Origin of the sequence: Methylosinus sp. LW3 (assembly GCF_000527115.1) — a bacterium.
Taxonomy (GTDB): domain Bacteria; phylum Pseudomonadota; class Alphaproteobacteria; order Rhizobiales; family Beijerinckiaceae; genus Methylosinus.
In genome coordinates, this window is the sequence record NZ_AZUO01000001.1 from 882,501 (window position 1) to 904,494 (window position 21,994).

Sequence of the window (21,994 nt, forward strand, 5' to 3'; positions counted from 1 at the left end):
TAAGTACCCGGAGGAAAGGACATCAACGAGACTCCGTTAGTAGTGGCGAGCGAACGCGGACCAGGCCAGTTCTTGTGTGTTTCTAATCAGAACCGATTGGAAAGTCGGGCCGTAGTGGGTGATAGCCCCGTATGGATTTCGAAGCACATGAGACATGAGTAGGGCGGGACACGTGCAATCCTGTCTGAAGATGGGGAGACCACTCTCCAAGCCTAAGTACTCCTCAGCGACCGATAGTGAACCAGTACCGTGAGGGAAAGGTGAAAAGCACCCCGACGAGGGGAGTGAAACAGTTCCTGAAACCGGATACCTACAAACAGTAGGAGCCCAAGGTTCGTCCTGGGTGACTGCGTACCTTTTGTATAATGGGTCAGCGACTTAAAGTAACGAGCAAGCTTAAGCCGATAGGCGTAGGCGCAGCGAAAGCGAGTCTGAACAGGGCGTTCAGTTCGTTGCTTTAGACCCGAAACCGAGTGATCTAGCCATGAGCAGGTTGAAGGTGCAGTAACATGCACTGGAGGACCGAACCGGTGTCTGTTGAAATAGACTCGGATGACTTGTGGTTAGGGGTGAAAGGCCAAACAAACTCGGAAATAGCTGGTTCTCCGCGAAAGCTATTTAGGTAGCGCCTCGCACGAATACTCCAGGGGGTAGAGCACTGGATGGGCTAGGGGGTCCCACAGACTTACCAAACCTAACCAAACTCCGAATACCTGGAAGTAGTATGCGGGAGACACACAGTGGGTGCTAACGTCCATTGTGGAGAGGGAAACAACCCAGACCAACAGCTAAGGCCCCCAATTCGTGGCTAAGTGGGAAAGGATGTAGAAATCCCAAAACAACCAGGAGGTTGGCTTAGAAGCAGCCATCCTTTAAAGAAAGCGTAACAGCTCACTGGTCTAAATAAGGGTTTCCGCGCCGAAGATGTACCGGGGCTCAAGCCACGAGCCGAAGCTTTGGGCTCACCGCAAGGTGAGCGGTAGCGGAGCGTTCCGTAAGCCCGTGAAGGGACAGCCGTGAGGCATCCTGGAGGTATCGGAAGTGCGAATGCTGACATGAGTAACGAGAAACACTGTGAAAGACAGTGTCGCCGAAAGTCCAAGGGTTCCTGCGTAAAGTTAATCTTCGCAGGGTTAGCCGGCCCCTAAGGCGAGGCCGAAAGGCGTAGTCGATGGGAACCACGTTAATAATCGTGGGCCAGCAGGTGGTGACGCGTGGGGTAAATCGTTCGGACTTACTGGATTGTCCGGGCGGTGAACCCGCGCCAGGAAATAGCCCCTGCATCAGACCGTACCCGAAACCGACACAGGTGGACAGGTAGAGTATACCAAGGCGCTTGAGAGAATGACGCTGAAGGAACTCGGCAATTTACCTCCGTAACTTCGGAATAAGGAGGCCTTCCGTTCGCGCAAGCGGGCGGGAGGGGCACAGACCAGGGGGTGGCAACTGTTTACCAAAAACACAGGGCTCTGCGAAATCGCAAGATGACGTATAGGGTCTGACGCCTGCCCGGTGCCGGAAGGTTAAGAGGAGGAGTGCAAGCTCTGAATTGAAGCCCCGGTAAACGGCGGCCGTAAATATAACGGTCCTAAGGTAGCGAAATTCCTTGTCGGGTAAGTTCCGACCTGCACGAATGGCGTAATGACTTCCCCGCTGTCTCCAGCGTCAGCTCAGTGAAATTGAATTCCCCGTGAAGATGCGGGGTTCCTGCGGTCAGACGGAAAGACCCCGTGCACCTTTACTGTAACTTTGCACTGGCATTCGTGTCGGCATGTGTAGGATAGGTGGTAGGCGTTGAAGCATGGGCGCCAGCTCGTGTGGAGCCACCCTTGAAATACCACCCTTATCGTCATGGATGTCTAACCGCGCTCCGTCATCCGGGGCCGGGACAGTGCATGGTAGGAAGTTTGACTGGGGCGGTCGCCTCCCAAAGAGTAACGGAGGCGCGCGATGGTGGGCTCAGAGCGGTCGGAAATCGCTCGTCGAGTGCAATGGCATAAGCCTGCCTGACTGCGAGACAGACAAGTCGAGCAGAGACGAAAGTCGGTCATAGTGATCCGGTGGTCCCTCGTGGAAGGGCCATCGCTCAACGGATAAAAGGTACGCCGGGGATAACAGGCTGATAACCCCCAAGAGTCCATATCGACGGGGTTGTTTGGCACCTCGATGTCGGCTCATCACATCCTGGGGCTGGAGAAGGTCCCAAGGGTTCGGCTGTTCGCCGATTAAAGTGGTACGTGAGCTGGGTTCAGAACGTCGTGAGACAGTTCGGTCCCTATCTGCCGTGGGTGTCGGAGAATTGAGAGGATTTGTCCCTAGTACGAGAGGACCGGGATGAACATACCTCTGGTGGACCTGTTGTGGCGCCAGCCGCAGTGCAGGGTAGCTATGTATGGACGGGATAACCGCTGAATGCATCTAAGCGGGAAACCCACCTCAAAACGAGTTCTCCCTCGAGAGCCGTGGAAGACGACCACGTCGATAGGCCGGGTGTGGAAGCGCGGCGACGCGCGGAGCTTACCGGTACTAATAGCTCGATCGGCTTGATCGTTCTCATTAATCCATGCCCATCTCCCCAAAGATGGCGCGATCGAAAGGCCAATCACAGTTTGCTTCAAAACTTGCCCTTTGCCGGCCTGGTGGCCTCGGCGGAGCGATCAGACCCGATCCCATCCCGAACTCGGCCGTCAAACGCTTCAGCGCCAATGGTACTATGTCTCAAGACCTGGGAGAGTAGGTCGTCGCCAGGCCTGCAAAGGGCAAAAAGTTTCCTTATCTACGATGTGCGAACGGGGAGTAGCGAAGAGCGAGTAGACGGTTTCTATTCGCCTTTCGCTACTCCCCTTTCTCGTCTTCGAGCCCTCTCCCACAAGAGGGCCGCCGTCCTTGGCGCGGGGTGGAGCAGCCCGGTAGCTCGTCAGGCTCATAACCTGAAGGTCACAGGTTCAAATCCTGTCCCCGCAACCAAGAACTCCTAAATAAGCAAAGCCGAACACGCCTTCCCGAGCGCGCCGCCGAATGCTGCGGCGCTCGATGTGGCCATGAGGCGTCCTCCCTCTCGTCTGCCGACGATCGCGTCCTCCCCTCCTCTTTCTCTGTCCGAATAGGTCGCTGCGCTCGCGAGTGCAGCAGCGTCGCGCTTGCCACGTGTTTCAAGGACAGGGCCGCTGAAGCCGTGCCACTGGGGGGCGGCGCCGGAGGCACGTGGGTTATTGCGCGAGCTCGGCCGAAGGGTCGGACGGAATCGTGAGCACTTGCCTCGATAATTCGCCGAGCGGACATTGATGTGCTTCGAATTCTCATGAAAGCGAAAAATTGAAACGCTGTTGTCGACGCCTGAGCGATCGAACGTGCCGCCGCCACAGACTTCCACGCGTTCCCCGTATCTCACGACTCGCGCCGTTCTTACGCGGGCCATTGACGCGGGAAACAAAGACGCCCGCCCCTGGTTCTGGGGCGGGCGCATTTTTCCGTCGAAGGGCGATGGTCAGGCGAGGAGATCGCCGACTACCTTGCCATAGACCACCGTCGGACGCTCGGCGCGGCCGGCGCGCAGATAGACCGTTTTCAGGTGATCGAGGCCGAGCAGCTGCAGCACGGTCGCATGCAGATCATAGGTGTCGACCGGATTCTCGACGGTCTTCAGGCCGATCTCATCGGTCGCGCCATAGGTGAGGCCGTGCTTCAAGCCGCCGCCCGCGAGCCACTGCGTATAGCCCCAGGGGTTATGATCGCGGCCGTCGCCGCTCTGGCCATAGGAGGTGCGGCCGAATTCCGACGTCCAAACGATCAGCGTCTCGTCCAGCAGCCCGCGCGACGCGAGATCGGCCAGCAGGCCGGCGATCGGCTTGTCGATCGCCCGGGTGTTGGCGCCGTGATTCTCCTCGAGCTTGCGATGCGCGTCCCAGTTCTTATTGTCGTCGCTGATGCCGTCGACGGGGCCGGAGACGACCTGGATGAAACGCACGCCGCGCTCGACCAGACGACGCGCGCGCAGCAGCGCCGTGCCGTAGTCCTTGGTGGCGTCATTATCGAGACCATAGAGCGCCTTGGTGGCCGCCGTCTCCTTGGAGAGATCGACGGCTTCCGGCGCCGAGGTCTCCATGCGATAGGCGAGCTCATAGGAGCGCGTGCGCGCCTGCAGCTCGGTGTCGGACGGCTGCTCGCCGGACTTGTGCTCATTGAGCTTGCGCAGCAGATCGAGATTGTCGCGCTGCTGAGCCGCGGCGATCAGCTCCGGCTTGTCGAGATTGAGGATCGGCGACGCGCCGGGACGGAAGGCCGTACCCTGATAGACCGCCGGCAGGAAGCCGGAGCTCCAATTCACCGAGCCGCCGCGCGGCTCGCGCTTGCCGCTATAGAGCACGACATAGGGCGGCAGATCGGGATTGGCGGAGCCGAGCGCATAGGTGATCCAGGCGCCGAGCGACGGGCGGCCGGGCGTGACGTCGCCGGTGTTGAGCTTCAGGATCGATATGTCATGCGTCGCGCCGACAGTGACGCTAGACTTGACGAAGGTGATCTTGTCGGCGTGCTGCGCGAGGTTGGGCAGCAGGTCCGAGAACCACGCGCCGCTCTGGCCATATTGCTTCCATGTGCGCTTGGAGGCGAAGAGCTTGCCGGCGCCGCCGGAGGTGGTGACCTGGAGCCCTTTCAGGAAGGACTCGGGAACCTCCTGGCCGGCGAGGCGCACCAGCTCGGGCTTATAGTCATAGAGATCGAGCGTGCTCGGCGCGCCGTCCATATGCAACCAGATGACCGATTTCACCTTGGGAGCGAAATGCGGAGCCTTCTTCGTCAGTGGATCGACGAAGGTCGCCGCCGCCTGGGCGAGCGGAACCGAGAACACGCCGCCGCCCGGCATGAAGCCGTTCAGCGCCACACCGCCGAGGCCATACCCGGCGTTGAACAGCCATTCTCGACGCGTCTTGCTCATGATGACGTTCCTTTTCTTCCAGATGATCGATGCGATTGTCAGAAGCGGTAGATGAACTCATTGGAATTCGCGACCGTATGCACGAGGTCGACGAAGGCGGACGCGCGGATCGGATTGGTCGTGCTCACGTCTTTTCCGGTCGGCACGGCGATCGAGAATTTGCCGTCGGAGGGCTTGGCTCCGATGAGCTTCTCATGCTCGTCGAGAAAGGCCTGGAGCAGCGATTTCTCGTATGCGTCGGGGCTGCGTGAGAACAGGATCTGATAGAGCCGTTCCAAGCGCGCGCCCTCGTCGGCGCCGGCCTCGCGAATGACGCGGCCGGCGAGCGCCTGCGACCATTGGAAGACGAGATCATTATTGACGAGCGTCAGCGCTTGCAGCGGCGTCGTGGTGACGTCGCGCTTGCTGTGCGCCTGCTGTGGATTGTTGAGGTCGAAGGTCTCGAGCAGCGGATAGGGAACGCTCCGCCGCGCGAAAATATAGAGGCTGCGCCGATTGATCTCGTGCGGATCATTGGACGCCTCCCAAGCCGGGCCGACATTGAGATTGGCCGGCAGCGGCGGATACACCGCGGGACCGCCGATCGCTCCCTCGAGACGGCCGGACGCCTGCAGGAAGGAATCGCGAATCTGCTCGGCGTCGAGTCGCTTGCGCGGGAAGACGGCGAGCAGCTTATTCTCCGGATCGGCGGCGGCGACATCGTCACGATGCGCGGAAGATTGCCGATAGGCGCTCGACAAGAGAATCTCGCGGTGCAGCTTTTTGATGCTCCAGCCGCCATCGACGAAGCTATTGGCGAGATAGTCGAGCAGCTCGGGATTGGTCGGCTTGTCGCCGGCCTTGCCGAAATCGCTGACCGTGCCGACGATGCCCTTGCCGAAATATTCGTTCCAGACGCGATTCACGAAAACGCGCGCGGTCAAGGGATTGCTCGGGCTGGTGAGCCAATTGGCGAGCGCCGTGCGGCGGCCGGAGGAGGCAGCCGTCGGCGTGATCGCAGGGGTCTCGCCATTGGCGAAAGCCTCGGGGAAGGCCGGCTGCACCTCGTCGAGCGGACGCTCGTGATTGCCGCCGAAATATATGTAAGTGGGCGGAGCATCGGAATGTCCGAGCTCGGTCGCCGCGGTGAATGTGTCCGCGCCGCGCGTCGGCTTGAGCTTCTCGAATTTCTTCAGCTCTTCCGTGAGCTTTTGATATTCGGCCCATTTCGCCACCGCCTCCGGCGTATGGTCGGGGCTCTGCGCATCATTGGCGATGTCGCGCAGATAATTGGCTAGCGCCGGCTGATCGGTGACGACATCCGCCCGATAATTGACCCAACGGTCGAGCGCGTTCCACTCGGATTTCGCCTTGAAGAGCGAGGCGCGCGCATCGGGATTGTAGCGCTCCTTGTAGAAGCTGGAGGCCTTGTCGCGAATCTGCGCGATGATCGCCTTCTGCTTGTCCAGAATATCCTTGGCCGCCGTCTCGTATTTGGCGAGCGCCTTCTCATAGGCGATCTCCTGCTCGCCCTTGGCGGCGGGGATTTTTTCGTCGAAGGCCGTATTGGCGAAAAAGGCCTGCAGCGAGAAATAATCTTTCTGCGTGATCTTGTCGGACTTGTGATTGTGGCAGCGCGCGCAGCCGACCGTCGTGCCGAGGATCGCCGTTCCGATCGTGTCTGTGATGTCGGTCGTGATCTGATATTTGCGGCCGATGAGGTCGCGCGCATTGGGGTTATCGGTGTAGCTCGCCAGGAAGCCGGTGGCGACCAGCGCTTTCTGATCGCCGGGTGCGATTTCGTCCGCGGCGATCTGCTCCTGAATGAAGCGCGAATAGGGCTTGTCCTCATTGAAGGACTGGACGACGTAATCGCGATAGCGGAAGAAATTGGGGCGCGTCACATCATTCTGAAAGCCCGCGCTATCCGCATAGCGCGCGAGATCGAGCCAGCGGCGCGCCTGCCGCTCGCCATAGCGCGGCGAGGCCAGCAATCGATCGATGAGCTTCTCATAAGCGTCGGGCGAGGCGTCGTTGACGAAAGCGGCGACATCCTCTGGTTCGGGAATGAGGCCCGAGACGTCCAGCGTTGCGCGGCGAATGAAAGCCGTGCGGTCTGCGTCCTGCGACGGGGAGAGCTTCGCCGCTTCGATCTTCGCGAGGAGGAAAGCGTCGATCGGCGAGCGCACCCATGCTTTGCGTTCCACCTCCGGGATCGCCGGACGCTGCACGGGCTGATAGGCCCAATGCGGACGCGACGCGCCGCTCGAACGCGCCGGACCCGCCGCAGGCGCGACATCCGCCGCGATGGCGATCGTCGCCGTGGACGCGCCGAGCATCAGCGCCAACAACACATGCTTCAGTGGTTTTTTCATCCTCGTCACCCCCAACGGCAATTCGTCTCGGCGATGTGGTCCCGACAGACGCCTCGGACCAACGGCCGGCGAGGGGATCGAGCCCTCGATTGGCCGGATACATATTCCTACTAGGATGATATGTTTTTAACAAGCGCTGAATATCAAAAATGTGCAATTACGTGACTGTCAAAATAGCCTCGTCGATAAGCTCCTATAAAACCCACCGGAAAGCACGGGTGTCTTCTGTCTGCGGCCGATGCGTCGTCATCTCGATCGAGGTGTGAGCGCGCTTCGGAGGCGATGTCATCCCTCTCGCTCGACAGCCGCCGGTGATGAGCTGCGCGCGTGATCGCCTGGAGCAGGATGCGACAGAGAAAATCCTCCGATCTCGACCAGTGTGCGGCAGGCCGGGGACGCGCGACGACCACGGATTCCCGAATCACGCGATAATGACGGCGTCGATTCGACGGCGATCGCGACGATCTTCTCGATCAAGGGAGGTCCGCGACGCGCCTGAGCCGGCTATCACGGGGCTCTCGGGCCGGGACAGGTATTTTCGAGGGGATGGCGCGAGGCTCGAAGCCTGGAAATATTGGTGCCGCAAGAGGGATTCGAACCCCCGACCCCATCATTACGAATGATGTGCTCTACCAGCTGAGCTATTGCGGCATTCCCTGGACGGGCCGTGGCTCGTCCGAGGCGTTCCTCTTAGCGGCGCCGAATGGGTTTTTCAAGCGCCTCGGGCTTGTTCGTCAAAGGTCGTTGCGCGAAGAGCGGTTAGGGGCGGGCGAAAGGCTCGCCAGCGCCTGGCCGCGCAGCTGATCCGCCTCGGAACGGGCCTTTTTGGCGTCGGCGCGCGCGGCCTTGGCGGCGCGGCGATAGCGGCCATGCGCCACCCAGGACGACAGGCCGCCCGCCAGCACGCCCAGCGCGATCGCCGCCAGAACCACGAGATAGAGCGGCGCCTCGAAAGACGGCCCGCTCTCGCCCGCGCCCGGAAACGGGTCCAGGAAAATCTTCACCGGCCCGCGATTCGCCACCGCGAAATATAAGAACACCAGCGCCAGCGGAACAAAGACGAGAATGCGCAGAACCGATCTCATGTCACCTTCCTACTTCGTCCGCTGCCCTATCGAAGGTCAGCCGTGGGCGTCGTTCAGCCGCTCGCGCATTTCCTTGCCCGTCTTGAAGAAGGGCACGGATTTCTCCTCCACCGAGACTTGCTCGCCGGTGCGCGGATTGCGACCCGTTCGGGCCTCTCGCCGTTTCACGGAAAAGGCGCCGAAGCCGCGCAGCTCGACCCGGTCGCCGCGCGCGAGCGCCAGTGTGATCTCGTCGAGAATCGTGCTGACGATCGTCTCGACGTCGCGCTGATAGAGATGTCCATTGCGGGCGGCAATTCTTTGGATGAGTTCGGATTTGATCATGCGACGTTCCAGTTCTACCGACGTGACCGCATCGATCGGAGCCTCAATCGGGCATGGGAGCGTGCCAAATCGCAACCATACCGTCAAGCAGCCCCTGCTGCGCGAGAAGGCCGGCGCGCTCCAGCGCGTCGGCGAAGGCCGAAAGTCCCAGCGTCCGCGACATGGACGCCATCGAATCGACGAGGCCGAGCTTTTCCAGCGTGCTCTTTTCTTTCCAGTCGCGCACCGGCAGCTTCTTGGCGACGCCCTTATTGGCTTCCAGCCATTCGATCGCCTCGCGCTCGCCGCCGAGCTTGTCGATGAGCTTCAGCGGCAGGCTCTGGCGGCCGGTGAAGACGCGGCCGTCCGAGACCTTGGCGAGCTCCTCGTCGGTGAGCTTGCGGCGGTCCTTCACCAGCTGCTTGAACCAGTCGTAGGAATCGGTGACGAGCGCGGCGATGGCCTCGCGCGCGGCGTCGCTGGTCGGCTCCAGCCCATTGGGCGCGGCCTTCAGCGGGGAGGATTTCACCTCCTCCACCTTCACGCCCACCGTGTCGAGCAGGCGCGAGACATTGGGGAATTGGAACAGCACGCCGATCGAGCCGACGATCGAATTGCCTTGCGCGAAAATCTCGTCGGAGGCGATGGCGGCGATATAGGCGCCGGAGGCGGCGAGCGTCCCGACGACGGCGACCATGGGCTTTTTCTCGGCGAGGCGGCGCAGCTCGTCATGGAGCTTCTCGGAGCCGGTCGTGGTGCCGCCGGGGCTGTCGATATTCAGCAGCACGGCGCTCGCATGTGATTCGCCGATCGATTTGATGAGATCGAGCGTCGCCTTGTCGCCAGTGATGAGGCCGCTGATCGACAGGCGGGCGATATGGGGCGACAGCTTGGCGGCCGGGCTCGGCCCGCCCTCGCCGAATCGCGCAAAGGCCGCGAGGCCGGCGAGGGCGACGGCGATCACGGCCAGAACGCGCCAATAGCCGAGCTTGCGGCGAAGGCGGCGACGATCGATCAGATATTCATTGGGAAGCGACATGCCGGGGCTCGGGCTCGTCAGAAAAGGGCGCGACAGGCGCGAGACTAGCCTGTTTCGCGCCGCGAGGGAATCGCCGGGAGGGAATCGGCCGCGCGCATTCGCGCCGCTCTATCGTTCGAATTGCAAAATCGCATAAAAAATTGCAGTTTCGCCGCAGATCGGAAGCCTCGGGGAGCATGGGGAAATTGGTCTCGCCTCGCCTTTGTTCGCGTCTCGCTGTCGCGCTCGCCCTCGTCGGCGCCGCTCTTTCCGCCCCTGCGGCGAAGGCGGCCGGTTGGCATTATTATGATCCCGAGTGCCCCGTGGCGCTCGGGGCCGGCAAGGCGATGAAATTCGTCGCCATGCAGCCCAAGAAGAACATAGATCGCGTCTGCGACGTGCTTCCCGACACAGGCGCGACGGTGATCGCGCTGGACGCTCCGGACGCAGAATTGCGCGAGATGAATTGGGATATTCGCGTCGTCCGCGATATCGACGGCGACGGCGAGCCGGCCGAGAGCGACACTGTGCTGCGCCTGCCATTGCAGAAGTTTCGCAATGGCATGGTCAATTTCGACGTCAATATTCAGACGGCGGGCAAATATGCGCTCTACGCCCGGCTGTCGAGCGACGATGGCGCGAAGGCGTTCGTCGGCCGCCACCATTTCACCGTGGGGCTGATCGACAATACGGAACTCTATGCCTACGTCTTTTTCGGCCTGCTGGTCGCGGGCGTCGGCGGACGCTTCGGCTATGTCGCGCTGAAGAAGCGACAGGCCGCCTGACGGCCGCGGGCGTTTCTACCTCCCCCTCGAGGGGGAGGTAGAGCGCCGAAGGCGATCGGGAGGGGGTGACGCGCCCCGAGTCTTTCGCGTGAACCCCACCCCGTCCGGCTTATCGCCGGCCGACCCTCCCCTTGAAGGGGAGGGTGGATGCGCCCCTGTCGCCGCTCAGCCTTCCACCACAGTGAATTCCAGCGGCACGCCATTGGCGAGCGGCGTGGAGCCGCCGGCCTTGGCGTCGGCCAGCCGGTCGAGACGGATCAGCGCCAGACCTTCGCCGCCGACGGCCGAGCCGGTGACGCCGATTTCCACCTCGCCGGCCTTGATCGTCGTGCCCGGCGCCGGGGCCGCGCCCTCGGCGTGGAAAGTGGCGACGCGCTTCCTCACCGGCCCGCGATGCTTCATGCGCGAGACCACCTCCTGGCCGAGGAAGCAGCCTTTCTTGAAATCGACGCCGGCGAGGCGATCCATATTCGCCTCATGGGGGAAGGCGTCGCCATAGACGAAATCGAGGCCGCCCTCGGGCGCGGCGGCGGCGATGCGCTTGGCGTCATAGGCGTCGCGCGGCGCGGTGGCGAGCGTTCCGGCGATCTCGCGCGTCACGAGGCCGCGCCAGCCGAGGCTTTCCGCGCGGGGGTCCGCCGCGAGGGCGATGGCGTCGATCGCCGGCTTGGCGGTCGCCTCCGGGAAGGCGACGCTGGCGTAATCGGCGCTGCGGTCGGTGATCGTCACGGCGGCGCGCAGCTTGTAGAATTTCAGACGGTCGAGCAGCGTCTCCACCATATTGGACGCGCAATCGAGCAGCAGCACGAGCCCTTCCTCGCCGGCGCGGGCGAAGATGAAGAAATCGACGATGATCTTGCCTTGCGGCGTGAGCAGCGCCGCAAAGCGCAGCTCGCCGGCCTCGATGGTCTTCACATTCTGCGTGAGAATGCCGTGCAGATATTTGGCGGCGTCGGGGCCTGCGACCTCGACGACGCCTCGATCCGAGAGAAGTGTGGCGCTGGTCATTGTCCGATGTGCTCCAAATGAGGTCGGCGAACCGACAGGCGCCTCTCGCTAGCGCAGCGCGGGTTCCGGCCCGCGCCAATCTGCGCTAGATCGTCTCGAGAGGGCGACGCCCCGTTCGCGTCGAAACTCCATAGTCCGGGCGACACCTGCAAGCGAGGCGCCAGCCATGCCCAAGACCTTCGACATGATTCTCGCCGGCGGCACGCTCGTCAATCAGGATGGCGTCGCGCCGCGCGATATCGGGCTGCGCGACGGCAAGATCGCCGAGATCGGCGATCTTGCGCAAGCCTCGGCCGGCGAGCGGATCGATTGCGCGGGCCTTCATATCCTGCCCGGCGTCATCGACACGCAGGTGCATTTTCGCGAGCCCGGCCCCACCCATAAGGAAGATTTGGAGACCGGAACGCGCGCCGCCGTCCTCGGCGGAGTCGTGGCGGTTTTCGAAATGCCCAACACCAAGCCGCTGACCACCGGCGCCGCCGAGCTTGCCGACAAGGTGGCGCGCGCCTCGGGCCGCGCGCATTGCGATTTCGCCTTCTGGGTCGGCGGCACGCATGAGAATGCGAAGGATATCCCCGAGCTCGAGCGCCTGCCCGGCGCGGCGGGGATAAAGGTTTTCATGGGCTCGTCCACCGGCTCGCTGCTGGTCGCCGATGACGCCGGCGTCGGCGAGATTCTCTCCAAGACGCGCCGTCGCGCTGCCTTCCACAGCGAGGACGAATATCGCCTGGAGGAGCGCAAGCCCCTGCGCATTCCGGGCGATCCGACCTCGCATCCAGTCTGGCGCGACGAGATCACCGCGCTGCGCTCCACCGAGCGGCTGCTGCGCATCGCGCGCGAAAAGGGCGCGCTGGTGCATGTGCTGCATATATCGACGGCCGAGGAGATCGAATTTCTCGCCGGCCACAAGGATATCGCCAGCGTCGAGGCGACGCCGCATCATCTCACCCTCGATGCGCAAGACTATTTGCGGCTCGGCACTCTGGTGCAGATGAATCCGCCGGTGCGCGACGCGCGCCATCGCGAGGGGATTTGGCGCGGCGTGACGCAGGGGATCGTCGATGTGCTCGGCTCCGACCACGCGCCGCATACGCTCGAGGAGAAGGCCAAGCCCTATCCGGAGAGTCCTTCGGGCATGACCGGCGTGCAGACTCTGGTGCCGACGATGCTGGACCATGTGAACGCCGGCCGGCTGACTTTGCAGCGCTTCGTGGACCTCACCAGCGCCGGGCCGGCGCGGCTGTTCGGCCTCGCCGGCAAAGGCCGCGTCGCCGTGGGCTATGACGCCGATCTGACCGTGGTCGATCTGAAGCGCCGCGAGACCATCCGCAATGACTGGATCGCCTCGCGCTGCGGCTGGACGCCCTATGACGGCGTGGAGGTCACGGGCTGGCCGGTGGGCGCGATCATTCGCGGCGCGCGGGTGATGTGGGAGGGCGAGCTGGTCTCGCCCTCGCGCGGCGCGCCGATACGGTTTCAGCAGGCGTTGTGAGCGTTGATTTGACGGCGGCGAGCGCTTAATCTTACGCCATGAGCGCGCTCACCATCGACACTCTCGCGGTTTCTCAGATATTGCGCAAACGCGGCTTCTCCGAGGAGCAAGCGACGGGCGTGGTTGAGGCATTACGCGAAATCGACGGCTCGCAGCTCACGACGAAAAGCGACCTGAAGGAAGCCGTCGCCGATTTGAAGGTTGACATTCTCCGCTGGCTGGTCGTCACGCAGCTCGCGCTCGGCGGCTTCATCTTCGCCGCGATCAAATTCACGCGCTGATTGCGGCGTCGAGCGCAGGCTCCGAGCTATGTATCTTCCCGATCTTTTCCACGAGCAGCATTTCGAGACGATCGCCGCCCTTATCGACGCGCATCCGCTCGGCGCGCTCACGCGGATCGTGAATGGCGTGATCGTCGCCGATCACATTCCGTTTCTCTTCGACGCTGAGGCCAATGTGCTGCGCGCGCATGTCGCGCGCGCCAATCCGCTGTGGCGGGATTTCGATCCCGCCAGCGAGGCGCTGGCGATCTTCACCGGCCTCGACCATTATGTGACGCCTTCCTGGTATGCGACGAAGCGCGAGACCGGAAAGGTCGTGCCGACATGGAATTACGAGGCGGTCCATGTCTATGGCCGCCTGCGCGCGATCGAGGATGCGAATTGGATTCGCGCTTTGCTGCGCGATTTGACGGCGCGTCACGAATCGGCGCGGCCCGCGCCCTGGGCGCTCGAGGATGCGCCGGATGCTTTTATCGATGCGATCATGACAGGGATCGTCGGCATAGAGCTGTCGATCACGCGCATAGAGGCGAAGCGCAAGCTCAGCCAGAATCGCAACGCCGCCGATCGCGCCGGAGTGATCGCCGGGCTCGAGGCGGAGGGCGGCGAGAGCGCCGGGCGAATGGCGAAGGCGCTCGCGGCGCTGGACCGGAAGGCCTGAGGCTTCATCGCCCCCGCAACGCGTCCAGCGTCTTCTTGCCCGCCCTGCCGTCCGCCTTCAGTCCCGCGCGGCTCTGGAAGTCGGCGAGGGCTTCCTTCGTCTTGGTTCCGATCACGCCGTCCGGCTCGCCCACGGCATAGCCCTGGCGGTTGAGCAGCGCCTGCATCTCGCGGCGCTCGGCGCGGGAGAGGCCCGGATCGTCGGTCGGCCAGGGCGCTTGAATGCCCGGGCGCCCGCGCAGCCGATCCGACAGCACGGCGATCGCCAGCGCGTAAGATTCGGCGGCATTATAGGAATAAATAGCGTCGAAGTTGCGCGTCACCAGAAAGGCCGGGCCGTTGCGGCCGGCCGGCAGCAGCAGCGCCGCCTGACCATCGCCGAGCCCGCCGCTGTCGAGCCGCGCGATCCCGCGCGACGCCCAGGCCGACATTGGCTGCCTCGTCGTGCGGCCGGAGGGACCGCCATAGCCCGCGGGAACGCTCACCTCGAAGCCCCAGCGCAGGCCCGGCCGCCAGCCGGCCTTGCGCAGGAAATTCGCCGTGCTGCCGAGCGAATCGGCCGCAGAGCTGGCGATATTGCGCCGACCGTCGCCGTCGAGATCGACCGCCGTGGAGAGGAAGGTGGAGGGCATGAATTGCGTATGGCCGAAGGCGCCGGCCCAGGAGCCGTTGAACTCCTCCGGCGCAATGTCGCCGCTCTGCAAAATCTTCAGCGCGGCGATGAATTCGCCTTTGAAATAGTCGTTGCGGCGCGGCGCCTCGCAGACGAGGGTCGCCAGCGATTGCACCACGCTGCGCTTGCCGAAATTCTTGCCGAAATCCGATTCGACGCCCCAGACTGCGACGACCGTCGCCGGATCGACGCCGTAACGCTGCTCCGCCGCATGCAGGGCGGAGGCGTGGCGCTGCATCATGGCGCGGCCTTCCTCGACGCGCTCCTCATCGACGAGGCCTGCGATATAATCCCAGATCGGCGTCTTGAACTCGGGCTGCTTGTCCATGAAGCTCGGCGCGTCATTGGGCTCGAGCCCATTGGTCGCGCTGTCGATGACGCGCTGCGACACGCCCGCGCCGGCCGCCGCATGGCGCAGGCCGGCGAGGCAGGAGGCGAAATCGGCCCGCGCCGGCGCGGCGCAAAGGAGAAGGGCGAGGACCGCCGGGAGCTTATGCGTGATCTTCATGAGCGGATGCTAGGTACCTATGGTTACTGCTTCGTTGCTGCGATCGTCCGTTTCGGTTCATTTCGGCGCGGAGATCGGCTAATTTGAGGCCCAAGCCCGCGCGGAGACGGGCGGCGACGGCGCCCGGCCCGAAAATGGCGCGACACCAGACAAAAAGAGGAACCCCATGCTTTCGAGATTGCTCGCGCTGACGCTCGCCGTCATGCCGCTCACCATCGACCACGCCGCCGCCATCTGCTGGTTCGGCTGTCCCGATCCGACCGAAGCCAATGCGCGGCAGATTTTCGATAATCTGCTGAAGCAGCGCTTCGACAAGCCCGGAAAAATTCTCTCCTTCAAGCAGACGATGACCGAGCGGCTGGAGATGCATGCGACCGGCGAGAAAGGCTTCGAGCTGTTCTTCAACGCCTCGGCGCAGTTTCCCGAGGGCGCCAATCTCGAATGCAAGCCGGATGACGCCGGCAAGTTTCCCGAGGGCTGCTCGCCGAGCAAGCATTACGTGACCGCGCCGCGCAACAGCGATCCCAAGGGCAAGCAATATGTGGCCCCCGGTGAGACGATCGTCTTCGATGAGGAATATCGCTTCTATGCCGACGGCGACGGCTGGAAGGGTCCCGACGGCGTGGTCTACAAGCAGTAGAAAAAGTGCGGAAATCTCCTTCTCCCACTCGTGGGAGAAGGAGGCCCGGCGAAGCCGGGTCGGATGAGGGTGCGTCCAGAAGGCGCGGAGGACTTCATCGACTCTGATTGCGACGAGATTTCAGGCGTCCTGATGGACCCTCATCCGACCCTTGCTTCGCAAGGGCCACCTTCGCCCGCGCACGGGAGAAGGACCGTCGCGCCGTCAGATTCGGCGGCTCAGGCGATCAGCGCGCGGGCGGCGCCGCGCTCGTCGCCGAGCGCTTCCAGCGCCTTGGCCACTATGGCGCGGGCGTCGAGGCCGGCGCGGGCGAGCATCACGTCCTGCTTGTCATGGTCGATATAGAGATCGGGCAGGATCATCGAGCGGAATTTGAACGTCCCGCGCGCGCCGTCCAGCGCGCCATGCTCCGACAGGACTTGGAACGCCTGCGAGCCGAAGCCGCCGATCGAGCCTTCCTCGATCGTGATGAGGACCTCGTGATTGGCGGCGAGACGCAGCAGCAGATCGCGGTCGATCGGCTTGGCGAAGCGGGCGTCCGCCACCGTTGTCGAAATGCCGCGGCCGGTCAGCTCCTTGGCCGCCGTCAGCGCATCGGCGAGCCGCGTGCCGAGCGAGAGGATCGCCACTTTCGAGCCTTCGCGGATCACGCGGCCGCGGCCGATCTCCAGAACTTCGCCACGCTGGGGCAGCTCGACGCCGACGCCCTCGCCGCGCGGATAGCGGAAAGCGATCGGGCCTTCGTCGAAGGCGGCGGAGGTCGCCACCATATGGACCAGCTCGGCCTCGTCCGAAGGCGACATGATCACCATGCCGGGCAGGCAGGCGAGATAGGCGATGTCGAAAGCGCCCGCGTGAGTGGGGCCGTCGGCGCCGACGAGGCCGGCGCGGTCGATTGCGAAACGCACCGGCAGATGCTGGATCGCGACATCATGCACAAGCTGGTCGTAGCCGCGCTGCAAGAAGGTGGAATAGAGCGCGCAGAAGGGCTTATAGCCCTCGCAGGCGAGGCCGGCGGCGAAGGTCACGGCATGCTGCTCGGCGATGGCCACGTCGAACATTCGGTCCGGGAAGGCCTTCTCGAACAGGTCGAGGCCGGTGCCGGCCGGCATTGCGGCGGTGATGGCGACGATCTTGTCGTCGCGCTCGGCCTCCGCCACCAGGGTCTTGGCGAAGACGCTGGTGTAGGAGGGGGCGTTGGCCTTGGGCTTGTCCTGCGCGCCGGTCAGCACGTCGAAACGATTGACGCCGTGATAGCGGTCCGCCGCGGCCTCGGCCGGGCCATAGCCCTTGCCCTTTTGGGTAACGACATGAACCAGCACCGGGCCGTCGTCCTTGTCGCGCACATTGGTCAGCACAGGCAGGAGATGCTCGAGATTATGTCCGTCGATCGGCCCGACGTAATAGAAGCCGAGCTCCTCGAACATCGTCCCGCCGCCGGTGATGAAGCTGCGGGAGAATTCCTCCGCCTTGCGCGCTTTCTCATAGAGGAAATGCGGCAGATGGCGGGCGAGCTGCTTGGCCGTCTCGCGCAAGGTGCGGAAGGCGCCGCCGGAAACGAGCCGGGCGAGATAGGCCGACATGGCGCCGGTCGGCGGCGCGATCGACATGTCATTGTCGTTGAGAATGACGATGAGGCGGGAGTCGAGCGCGCCGGCGTTGTTCATCGCCTCATAGGCCATGCCCGCCGAAATGGCGCTGTCGCCGATCACCGCGACGACGTGATTGGCGCCGCCGGAGAGATCGCGCGCCACCGCCATGCCGAGGCCGGCCGAGATAGAGGTGGAGGAATGGCCGGCGCCAAAGGCGTCATATTCGCTCTCGGCGCGCTTGGTGAAGCCGGCGAGCCCCTTGCCCTGGCGCAGCGTGCGAATGCGCTCGCGGCGGCCGGTCAGAATCTTGTGCGGATAGGTCTGATGGCCGACGTCCCAGACGATCTTGTCGTTCGGCGTATCGAAGACGTAATGCAGCGCGACGGTCAGCTCGACGACGCCGAGCCCGGCGCCCAAATGCCCACCAGTGACGGAGACCGCGTCGATCGTCTCGCGGCGCAGCTCGTCGGCCAGCTGGCGGAGCTGGCCGGGCTGCAGCTTGCGCAGATCCTGCGGCGTTTCGATCCGGTCGAGAAGGGGGGTCTTCGAAGTCGTCAAAGCGCCTACTCTGGTCTGGACGGGCCGAGGGACTCGACCGCAGGTGATCTCATATAGCGGGTCCGCCACATCCGGCAAATGCCGGACCTCGGCAGTGTCACTCTGGCACGGGAGGAAGCGCGCGCGCAACCACGCAGCAGCACGGTCTCTCTTCCGATCCCTTTGTTCCCCAAATATTTATCTCTCATGTGACAAATTTCCCACAGGCTCGGAGCGGCGGCGACCCGCTTCGGTGGCCTCGCTCTTGAAACGTCCGGCGCAGTCGACGTGATTCGTCTCGCAATGGCGTCGGACCTGGGCGAAACTGACAAGCGACGAGGGGCGAATCATGGCCACCACGCCATTTTGGATCAATAGGACGGCGTTTCTGGGCAGCCTTCCCGGCCCTTCGAGAGCCTCCGAGCAGAGCGCGGCTCGCCGCGAAGGCGTCATGACGAACGGTTCGCTGGAGACGGAGGCGCTCGGAGTCGAGCGGATGAGCGAGCATGTTCGCGATTGGGCCGAGCTCGTGTCGCGCGCCATCGAGCCCAACGGGTTTTTGGAGCCCGGCTTCGCGCTGCCGGCGGCGCGGCATTTTCCGGCGAAATCGCGTCCGGTCTTCGTCACCGTGTGGCGGCAGGCGGGCGCGCAGGGGGGGGCGCGGCGGCTGGTCGCGCTGTTTCCCATCGTCGCGCCCGGCTTCTCGCTCGGCGCGGCGACGGCGCGCGGCTGGCTGCACAAGCAGGCCGCGCTGGCGACCCCGCTGCTCGATCGCGAATGCGCGGAGGAGGCGGCCGCCGCCATTCTCGACTGGTTCGCCGGCAGCCGCTTCGGCGCGGGCGCAGTGCTCATTCCCAAGACGCCGATGAGCGGGCCGGTCTTCGCCGCCTTCACCCGCGCCGCGCGCGCCACCGGGCGCGACTGGCGCGTGCTCGATCGGCATGAGCGCGCCGCTCTGCTCGCCGGAGGCGATCCGGAGGAGGTGTGGACGCGCACCTCCTCGCGCAAGGCGCTGAGCGAGATGCGCCGCCGCCGCCGTCGGCTGGAGGAGGCCGGCGAGCTGAAGCGCGTCATCTATTCGACGCCGGCCGACATTCCCCGCGCAACGGAGGATTTTCTCGCGCTCGAGGCCAGCGGCTGGAAGGCCGAGCGCGGCGCGCTGCTCGGCCATCCCTCGCTCGCCACTTTCGTGCGCAGCGCGACCCGTCTGCTGGCGCGCGAGGGCAAGATTCGCATTCACAGCCTCGAGCTCGCCGGCAAGCCGATCGCCATGGGCGTCGTCATCGAGAGCGGCGCGCGCTCCTATTTCTGGAAGATCGCCTATGACGAGAGCCTGCGCGCCCAGGCGCCCGGCGTGCAGCTCGTCTACGCCATCACGGAGACGCAATCGGAGCGCGCCGATATGGCGATCACCGATTCTTGCGCCATCCCTGGCCATTATATGATCGAGCGCTGCTGGCCCGATCGTCTCGTCGTCTGCGATCTGATGGTGCAGGCGAAGACCGACGGCGTCACGCAATTCGCCGAGGCGCACGCCAAGGAAGTCTGGCGGCGGCGTCTGCGCGAGGCGGCGAAGACGCTCTATCACCGCGTGCTGAACCGCAAGCGGTGAGCGGCTGCGCGCCGTGTCTCACGGCGTGATCGCGTCTTTCGTCTCGCTCGCCTCTTGCTTGCAGATCGCCTTCAGCGCCGCCCAATTCTCGGCGTCGAGCAGCGGCGGCCCGCGCTCGCCTTTGTCGGCGGCGGCGAGCGCCGCGAGGCGATCGGCGGTCAGCGGATGATCGTGCAGCAGGCCGAAGGCGCCATTCTCCGAGCCGGAGATGCGCGTCAGCAGATTGCCGAGCGGCTTGGCCGGGCGTCCGAGCCGCGCCATCAGATCGGCGGCGAAGGAGTCGGCCTGCGCCTCCGCCTCGCGCGAATGGGCGGCGCCGATCAGCGCCTTGCTGGCGAAGACCAGCGCGCCGGCGCCGGTCATATCGCCGAACAGCAGGCCGATGAGATAGGAGGTTCCGCCCGTGGTGATGAGCTTGCGCATGGAGTCGCGATGTTTGAGATGGCCGATCTCATGGGCGACGACGCCGGCGACCTCGTCCGGCGTCTCCGCGCGGGTCAGCAATCCCGAGAACACATAGATCTTGCCGCCGGGCAACGCGAGCGCATTGGGAATGGCGGATCGCAGCACTTCTATGCGCGCTGGCTCCTCCAGCGCGGCGGCCGATTGCAGCCGCTCGGACAATCGCGTGAGCGCCCCGGCGCCTTTCGCGCCGCCGCAGGGCTCGGCGGAAAAGATGCTGCGCAATTGCGCCTCCGCCGCCTCGCCGATCCGCCGCTCGAAGGAATAAGGCACGAGCGGCGCGATGCGATCGGCCGCGAATGGAATGCCGAACCAGATCAGCGCGACGAAGCTCGTCGTCGCGGCCAGCGACCAATAGACGATCGCGCGATTTGCGCCGGGGCGCGTCTTGCCGCTGAGAAAGGGGCAGCGCGCGATGATCTCATCGTGGAGGCGCGGATCGTGCAATTCCAGCCGCGCCAGCTCGCCCGCCGCCGTCTCGCGCCGCAGGGCGAAGATCGGCGAGTCGATGCGGCGAATATCGTCATAGGGCCAGGACGCGAGCGTCGCGCCATTCTGGACGATCTCCAACGTCGCGCCGAAGCGCAGCGCGACGCGCCGCTTGCGGCTGCTCCAGCCGTCGAAGAATATGACGGCCTCGTCGTCCAGGGCTTCCGGCTGCGGCTCCGCGCTCATGTCAGAAGCCGACGATGTCGAGACTATCGGCGAAACCCTCGCCGATCGCGCTCGGCGCGACGCTGGCGCGCGTCGCGACATCCTCGGCGGCCTCGAGGCCGTGAACGCGCACGGAGCTCGCCACGATCTTCCAGACGCGCTGCGTGAGAAAGATGCGCGAGGCGACGCCGATCGCGAGAAAGGTCGCGACATAGACGCCGATCCAGGCGGTCATTGTCCCAATGGGAATATGCGGCGCCGCTCCCGGGGCGACGGCGCCCTGAAAGCCGGTGATCCTGGCCGCCACGATCGCGAGAACGATTGCGACGAGGGTCACGCCGACGACGATGGCGAACAGAGCGTAGTAATTCGTCAGCAGCTTTGTCGTCTCGAGCTTGCTCTCGAGGCGAATTCCGCCGAGGCGCAGCCCGCCGAGCCACCAACGCCATTGCGCGCCTTTGAAGGCGGCGTAGAGCGAGGGATACAGGAGAAAGGCGACGATGACGCCGAGGGTGACGAGCAGCCCCGTCGCATTGGAATTGTTCACCATGGTGCGGCCGCTTCCATCGCCCGCGGACACGCCGGCGTGCTGGGACGCGCGGGCGAGGAGGTAGAGGAGAATCGGATAGGCCAGCGAGACCGTCCAGATCCACCAGCCGCGCTTGAAGAAATCGCCGCCGCGTCCGACGAAGTCGCCCTCCAGCGCGCCATAATAGGTGTGGCGCATCTTATAGCGCTCGAGCGCCGCCTCGGCCCAGGGCAGAGCGAGGCCGAGCGTGAGCGCGATCAGCAGTCCCCAGCCGATGCCGCGGAACATATAGGCGAGGCCGGAGCCGCCCATGCCGAAACGCAGGCCGCGCCAGCCGCTGCGGTTGAGCCGATAGCGCCGCGCGCGATAGATGGCGAACTGGCCGAAGGCTACGAAGAACAGGCCCAGCGGCAGCGAGGCGAAAGCCTTTTGCCGCTCCGCCTCGAAGCCGACGACGATATAGGCGATATAGACGGGCGCGAGAATGGCGAGCGCGAAGAAGAAGCCGAACAAAAGCTCGCGCGCCGTGCCGACATATTCCAGCGCATCGCCGCCGATGATTGTGCTCGACCAGAGATAGCGGCGCATATTTGTGGCGAGCCAGAAGCGATAGAAGCCCGCCGTCACCAGCTCCAGCAGCGCGCCGCGCGTGACCATGCGGCGAAACGCGCCATTGTCCCCGGTGAAGAGGACCGGGACCGGCGCCGCCTCAGAAGGAGCTCGTGCGGCGACGTGATCGTCCGCGAAGGAAATGTCGCTCATGACGCGATCCGCCTTTCGCAATGTTTTCGTTATGTAACCGCCCTACAGTATAAGCTGGATGAGGCGGCGGCAAGCTTCGATCGCGGCCGATGCGCGTTATATT

The 21,994-nt window shown here is 64.1% G+C and carries 17 protein-coding genes, 2 tRNA genes and 2 rRNA genes (1 of these 21 running past the window's edge); 9 read left to right on the forward strand and 12 right to left on the reverse strand.

Annotated features, from left to right (window positions below; genetic code table 11):
• The 3 genes from METLW3_RS0104335 to METLW3_RS0104345 form a co-directional block, all read left to right on the forward strand.
• A 23S ribosomal RNA gene (locus tag METLW3_RS0104335) occupies positions 1-2,551 on the forward strand; it begins 303 nt to the left of the window's first position.
• A gap of 84 nt (positions 2,552-2,635) precedes the next feature.
• Positions 2,636-2,750: ribosomal RNA gene (rrf, locus tag METLW3_RS0104340) — 5S ribosomal RNA — on the forward strand.
• 140 nt (positions 2,751-2,890) lie between these two features.
• Positions 2,891-2,967: transfer RNA gene (locus METLW3_RS0104345), tRNA-Met, on the forward strand.
• A gap of 520 nt (positions 2,968-3,487) precedes the next feature.
• Here METLW3_RS0104345 and METLW3_RS0104350 read toward each other — a convergent pair.
• The 7 genes from METLW3_RS0104350 to sppA all read right to left on the reverse strand — a co-directional run bounded on the left by METLW3_RS0104350 (position 3,488) and on the right by sppA (position 9,717).
• On the reverse strand, positions 3,488-4,936 hold the full coding sequence (locus METLW3_RS0104350; protein WP_198022743.1) for a DUF1501 domain-containing protein: 1,449 nt from the start codon (positions 4,934-4,936) through the stop codon (positions 3,488-3,490).
• 38 nt (positions 4,937-4,974) lie between these two features.
• Positions 4,975-7,290 (reverse strand): DUF1549 and DUF1553 domain-containing protein, encoded by a 2,316-nt coding sequence (locus tag METLW3_RS0104355; RefSeq protein ID WP_024878760.1) that lies wholly within the window; start codon positions 7,288-7,290, stop codon positions 4,975-4,977.
• 285 nt (positions 7,291-7,575) lie between these two features.
• Positions 7,576-7,767 carry a hypothetical protein gene (locus tag METLW3_RS28080; protein ID WP_157096023.1) on the reverse strand — a complete coding sequence of 64 codons (192 nt, stop codon included), beginning with the start codon at positions 7,765-7,767 and terminating at the stop codon, positions 7,576-7,578.
• 98 nt (positions 7,768-7,865) lie between these two features.
• Positions 7,866-7,941 (reverse strand) — tRNA-Thr (locus METLW3_RS0104365).
• Between the two features lie 83 nt (positions 7,942-8,024).
• Entirely contained in the window at positions 8,025-8,375 is a 351-nt protein-coding gene (locus METLW3_RS0104370; RefSeq protein ID WP_024878761.1) for a LapA family protein, read from the reverse strand.
• Positions 8,376-8,411: 36 nt separating this feature from the next.
• Positions 8,412-8,699, reverse strand: coding sequence for an integration host factor subunit beta (gene ihfB, locus METLW3_RS0104375; RefSeq protein WP_018264144.1), 288 nt, complete (start codon positions 8,697-8,699; stop codon positions 8,412-8,414).
• Between the two features lie 43 nt (positions 8,700-8,742).
• Positions 8,743-9,717: a signal peptide peptidase SppA gene (gene sppA, locus METLW3_RS0104380; protein WP_024878762.1), complete on the reverse strand. Its 975-nt coding sequence runs from the start codon at positions 9,715-9,717 to the stop codon at positions 8,743-8,745.
• Positions 9,718-9,893: 176 nt separating this feature from the next.
• On the opposite strand from sppA, the gene METLW3_RS0104390 reads away from it, so the two are divergent.
• Complete coding sequence (locus METLW3_RS0104390; RefSeq protein ID WP_024878763.1) at positions 9,894-10,481, forward strand: hypothetical protein; 588 nt, start codon at positions 9,894-9,896, stop codon at positions 10,479-10,481.
• A 165-nt stretch (positions 10,482-10,646) separates the two neighbouring features.
• Here METLW3_RS0104390 and METLW3_RS0104395 read toward each other — a convergent pair whose 3' ends face one another.
• Positions 10,647-11,489, reverse strand: coding sequence for a folate-binding protein YgfZ (locus tag METLW3_RS0104395; protein WP_024878764.1), 843 nt, complete (start codon positions 11,487-11,489; stop codon positions 10,647-10,649).
• Between the two features lie 166 nt (positions 11,490-11,655).
• On the opposite strand from METLW3_RS0104395, the gene METLW3_RS0104400 reads away from it, so the two are divergent.
• Genes METLW3_RS0104400 through METLW3_RS0104410 form a run of 3 tightly spaced genes read left to right on the forward strand, consistent with a single transcriptional unit; the run spans position 11,656 to position 13,923 of the window.
• Positions 11,656-12,981 (forward strand): dihydroorotase, encoded by a 1,326-nt coding sequence (locus METLW3_RS0104400; RefSeq protein WP_024878765.1) that lies wholly within the window; start codon positions 11,656-11,658, stop codon positions 12,979-12,981.
• Positions 12,982-13,019: 38 nt separating this feature from the next.
• Positions 13,020-13,262, forward strand: coding sequence for a hypothetical protein (locus tag METLW3_RS0104405; protein WP_024878766.1), 243 nt, complete (start codon positions 13,020-13,022; stop codon positions 13,260-13,262).
• 28 nt (positions 13,263-13,290) lie between these two features.
• Positions 13,291-13,923 carry an FMN-binding negative transcriptional regulator gene (locus METLW3_RS0104410; protein ID WP_024878767.1) on the forward strand — a complete coding sequence of 211 codons (633 nt, stop codon included), beginning with the start codon at positions 13,291-13,293 and terminating at the stop codon, positions 13,921-13,923.
• 4 nt (positions 13,924-13,927) lie between these two features.
• On the opposite strand, the gene METLW3_RS0104415 is transcribed toward METLW3_RS0104410, so the two are convergent.
• The gene (locus METLW3_RS0104415) at positions 13,928-15,103 is read right to left on the reverse strand and encodes a lytic murein transglycosylase (RefSeq protein ID WP_024878768.1); all 1,176 of its coding nucleotides are present in this window, start codon (positions 15,101-15,103) and stop codon (positions 13,928-13,930) included.
• 166 nt (positions 15,104-15,269) lie between these two features.
• On the opposite strand from METLW3_RS0104415, the gene METLW3_RS0104420 reads away from it, so the two are divergent.
• Positions 15,270-15,743, forward strand: a complete 474-nt coding sequence (locus tag METLW3_RS0104420; protein WP_024878769.1) for a hypothetical protein — start codon at positions 15,270-15,272, stop codon at positions 15,741-15,743.
• Between the two features lie 218 nt (positions 15,744-15,961).
• Here METLW3_RS0104420 and dxs read toward each other — a convergent pair whose 3' ends face one another.
• A complete protein-coding gene (gene dxs, locus METLW3_RS0104425) occupies positions 15,962-17,893 on the reverse strand; it encodes a 1-deoxy-D-xylulose-5-phosphate synthase (RefSeq protein ID WP_024878770.1) in 1,932 nt (643 codons plus the stop codon).
• Positions 17,894-18,221: 328 nt separating this feature from the next.
• Here dxs and METLW3_RS0104430 point away from each other — a divergent pair, with 328 nt between their 5' ends.
• The gene (locus METLW3_RS0104430) at positions 18,222-19,484 is read left to right on the forward strand and encodes a GNAT family N-acetyltransferase (protein WP_024878771.1); all 1,263 of its coding nucleotides are present in this window, start codon (positions 18,222-18,224) and stop codon (positions 19,482-19,484) included.
• Positions 19,485-19,502: 18 nt separating this feature from the next.
• Here METLW3_RS0104430 and METLW3_RS0104435 read toward each other — a convergent pair whose 3' ends face one another.
• Together METLW3_RS0104435 and METLW3_RS0104440 are read right to left on the reverse strand one after the other, a co-directional pair.
• Positions 19,503-20,621, reverse strand: coding sequence for a M48 family metallopeptidase (locus METLW3_RS0104435; RefSeq protein ID WP_024878772.1), 1,119 nt, complete (start codon positions 20,619-20,621; stop codon positions 19,503-19,505).
• A 1-nt stretch (position 20,622) separates the two neighbouring features.
• Positions 20,623-21,891 carry a DUF898 family protein gene (locus tag METLW3_RS0104440; protein WP_024878773.1) on the reverse strand — a complete coding sequence of 423 codons (1,269 nt, stop codon included), beginning with the start codon at positions 21,889-21,891 and terminating at the stop codon, positions 20,623-20,625.
• Positions 21,892-21,994: the final 103 nt, after the last annotated feature.

What these genes read in the sequence shown, in the direction of transcription:
- METLW3_RS0104350 (WP_198022743.1), bottom strand. Translation starts at nt 4,936, where the DNA reads ATGAGCAAGACGCGTCGAGAATGGCTGTTCAACGCCGGGTATGGCCTC.
- METLW3_RS0104355 (WP_024878760.1), bottom strand. Translation starts at nt 7,290, where the DNA reads ATGAAAAAACCACTGAAGCATGTGTTGTTGGCGCTGATGCTCGGCGCG.
- METLW3_RS0104370 (WP_024878761.1), bottom strand. Translation starts at nt 8,375, where the DNA reads ATGAGATCGGTTCTGCGCATTCTCGTCTTTGTTCCGCTGGCGCTGGTG.
- ihfB (WP_018264144.1), bottom strand. Translation starts at nt 8,699, where the DNA reads ATGATCAAATCCGAACTCATCCAAAGAATTGCCGCCCGCAATGGACAT.
- sppA (WP_024878762.1), bottom strand. Translation starts at nt 9,717, where the DNA reads ATGTCGCTTCCCAATGAATATCTGATCGATCGTCGCCGCCTTCGCCGC.
- METLW3_RS0104390 (WP_024878763.1), top strand. Translation starts at nt 9,894, where the DNA reads ATGGGGAAATTGGTCTCGCCTCGCCTTTGTTCGCGTCTCGCTGTCGCG.
- METLW3_RS0104395 (WP_024878764.1), bottom strand. Translation starts at nt 11,489, where the DNA reads ATGACCAGCGCCACACTTCTCTCGGATCGAGGCGTCGTCGAGGTCGCA.
- METLW3_RS0104400 (WP_024878765.1), top strand. Translation starts at nt 11,656, where the DNA reads ATGCCCAAGACCTTCGACATGATTCTCGCCGGCGGCACGCTCGTCAAT.
- METLW3_RS0104405 (WP_024878766.1), top strand. Translation starts at nt 13,020, where the DNA reads ATGAGCGCGCTCACCATCGACACTCTCGCGGTTTCTCAGATATTGCGC.
- METLW3_RS0104410 (WP_024878767.1), top strand. Translation starts at nt 13,291, where the DNA reads ATGTATCTTCCCGATCTTTTCCACGAGCAGCATTTCGAGACGATCGCC.
- METLW3_RS0104415 (WP_024878768.1), bottom strand. Translation starts at nt 15,103, where the DNA reads ATGAAGATCACGCATAAGCTCCCGGCGGTCCTCGCCCTTCTCCTTTGC.
- METLW3_RS0104420 (WP_024878769.1), top strand. Translation starts at nt 15,270, where the DNA reads ATGCTTTCGAGATTGCTCGCGCTGACGCTCGCCGTCATGCCGCTCACC.
- METLW3_RS0104430 (WP_024878771.1), top strand. Translation starts at nt 18,222, where the DNA reads ATGGCCACCACGCCATTTTGGATCAATAGGACGGCGTTTCTGGGCAGC.
- METLW3_RS0104435 (WP_024878772.1), bottom strand. Translation starts at nt 20,621, where the DNA reads ATGAGCGCGGAGCCGCAGCCGGAAGCCCTGGACGACGAGGCCGTCATA.
- METLW3_RS0104440 (WP_024878773.1), bottom strand. Translation starts at nt 21,891, where the DNA reads ATGAGCGACATTTCCTTCGCGGACGATCACGTCGCCGCACGAGCTCCT.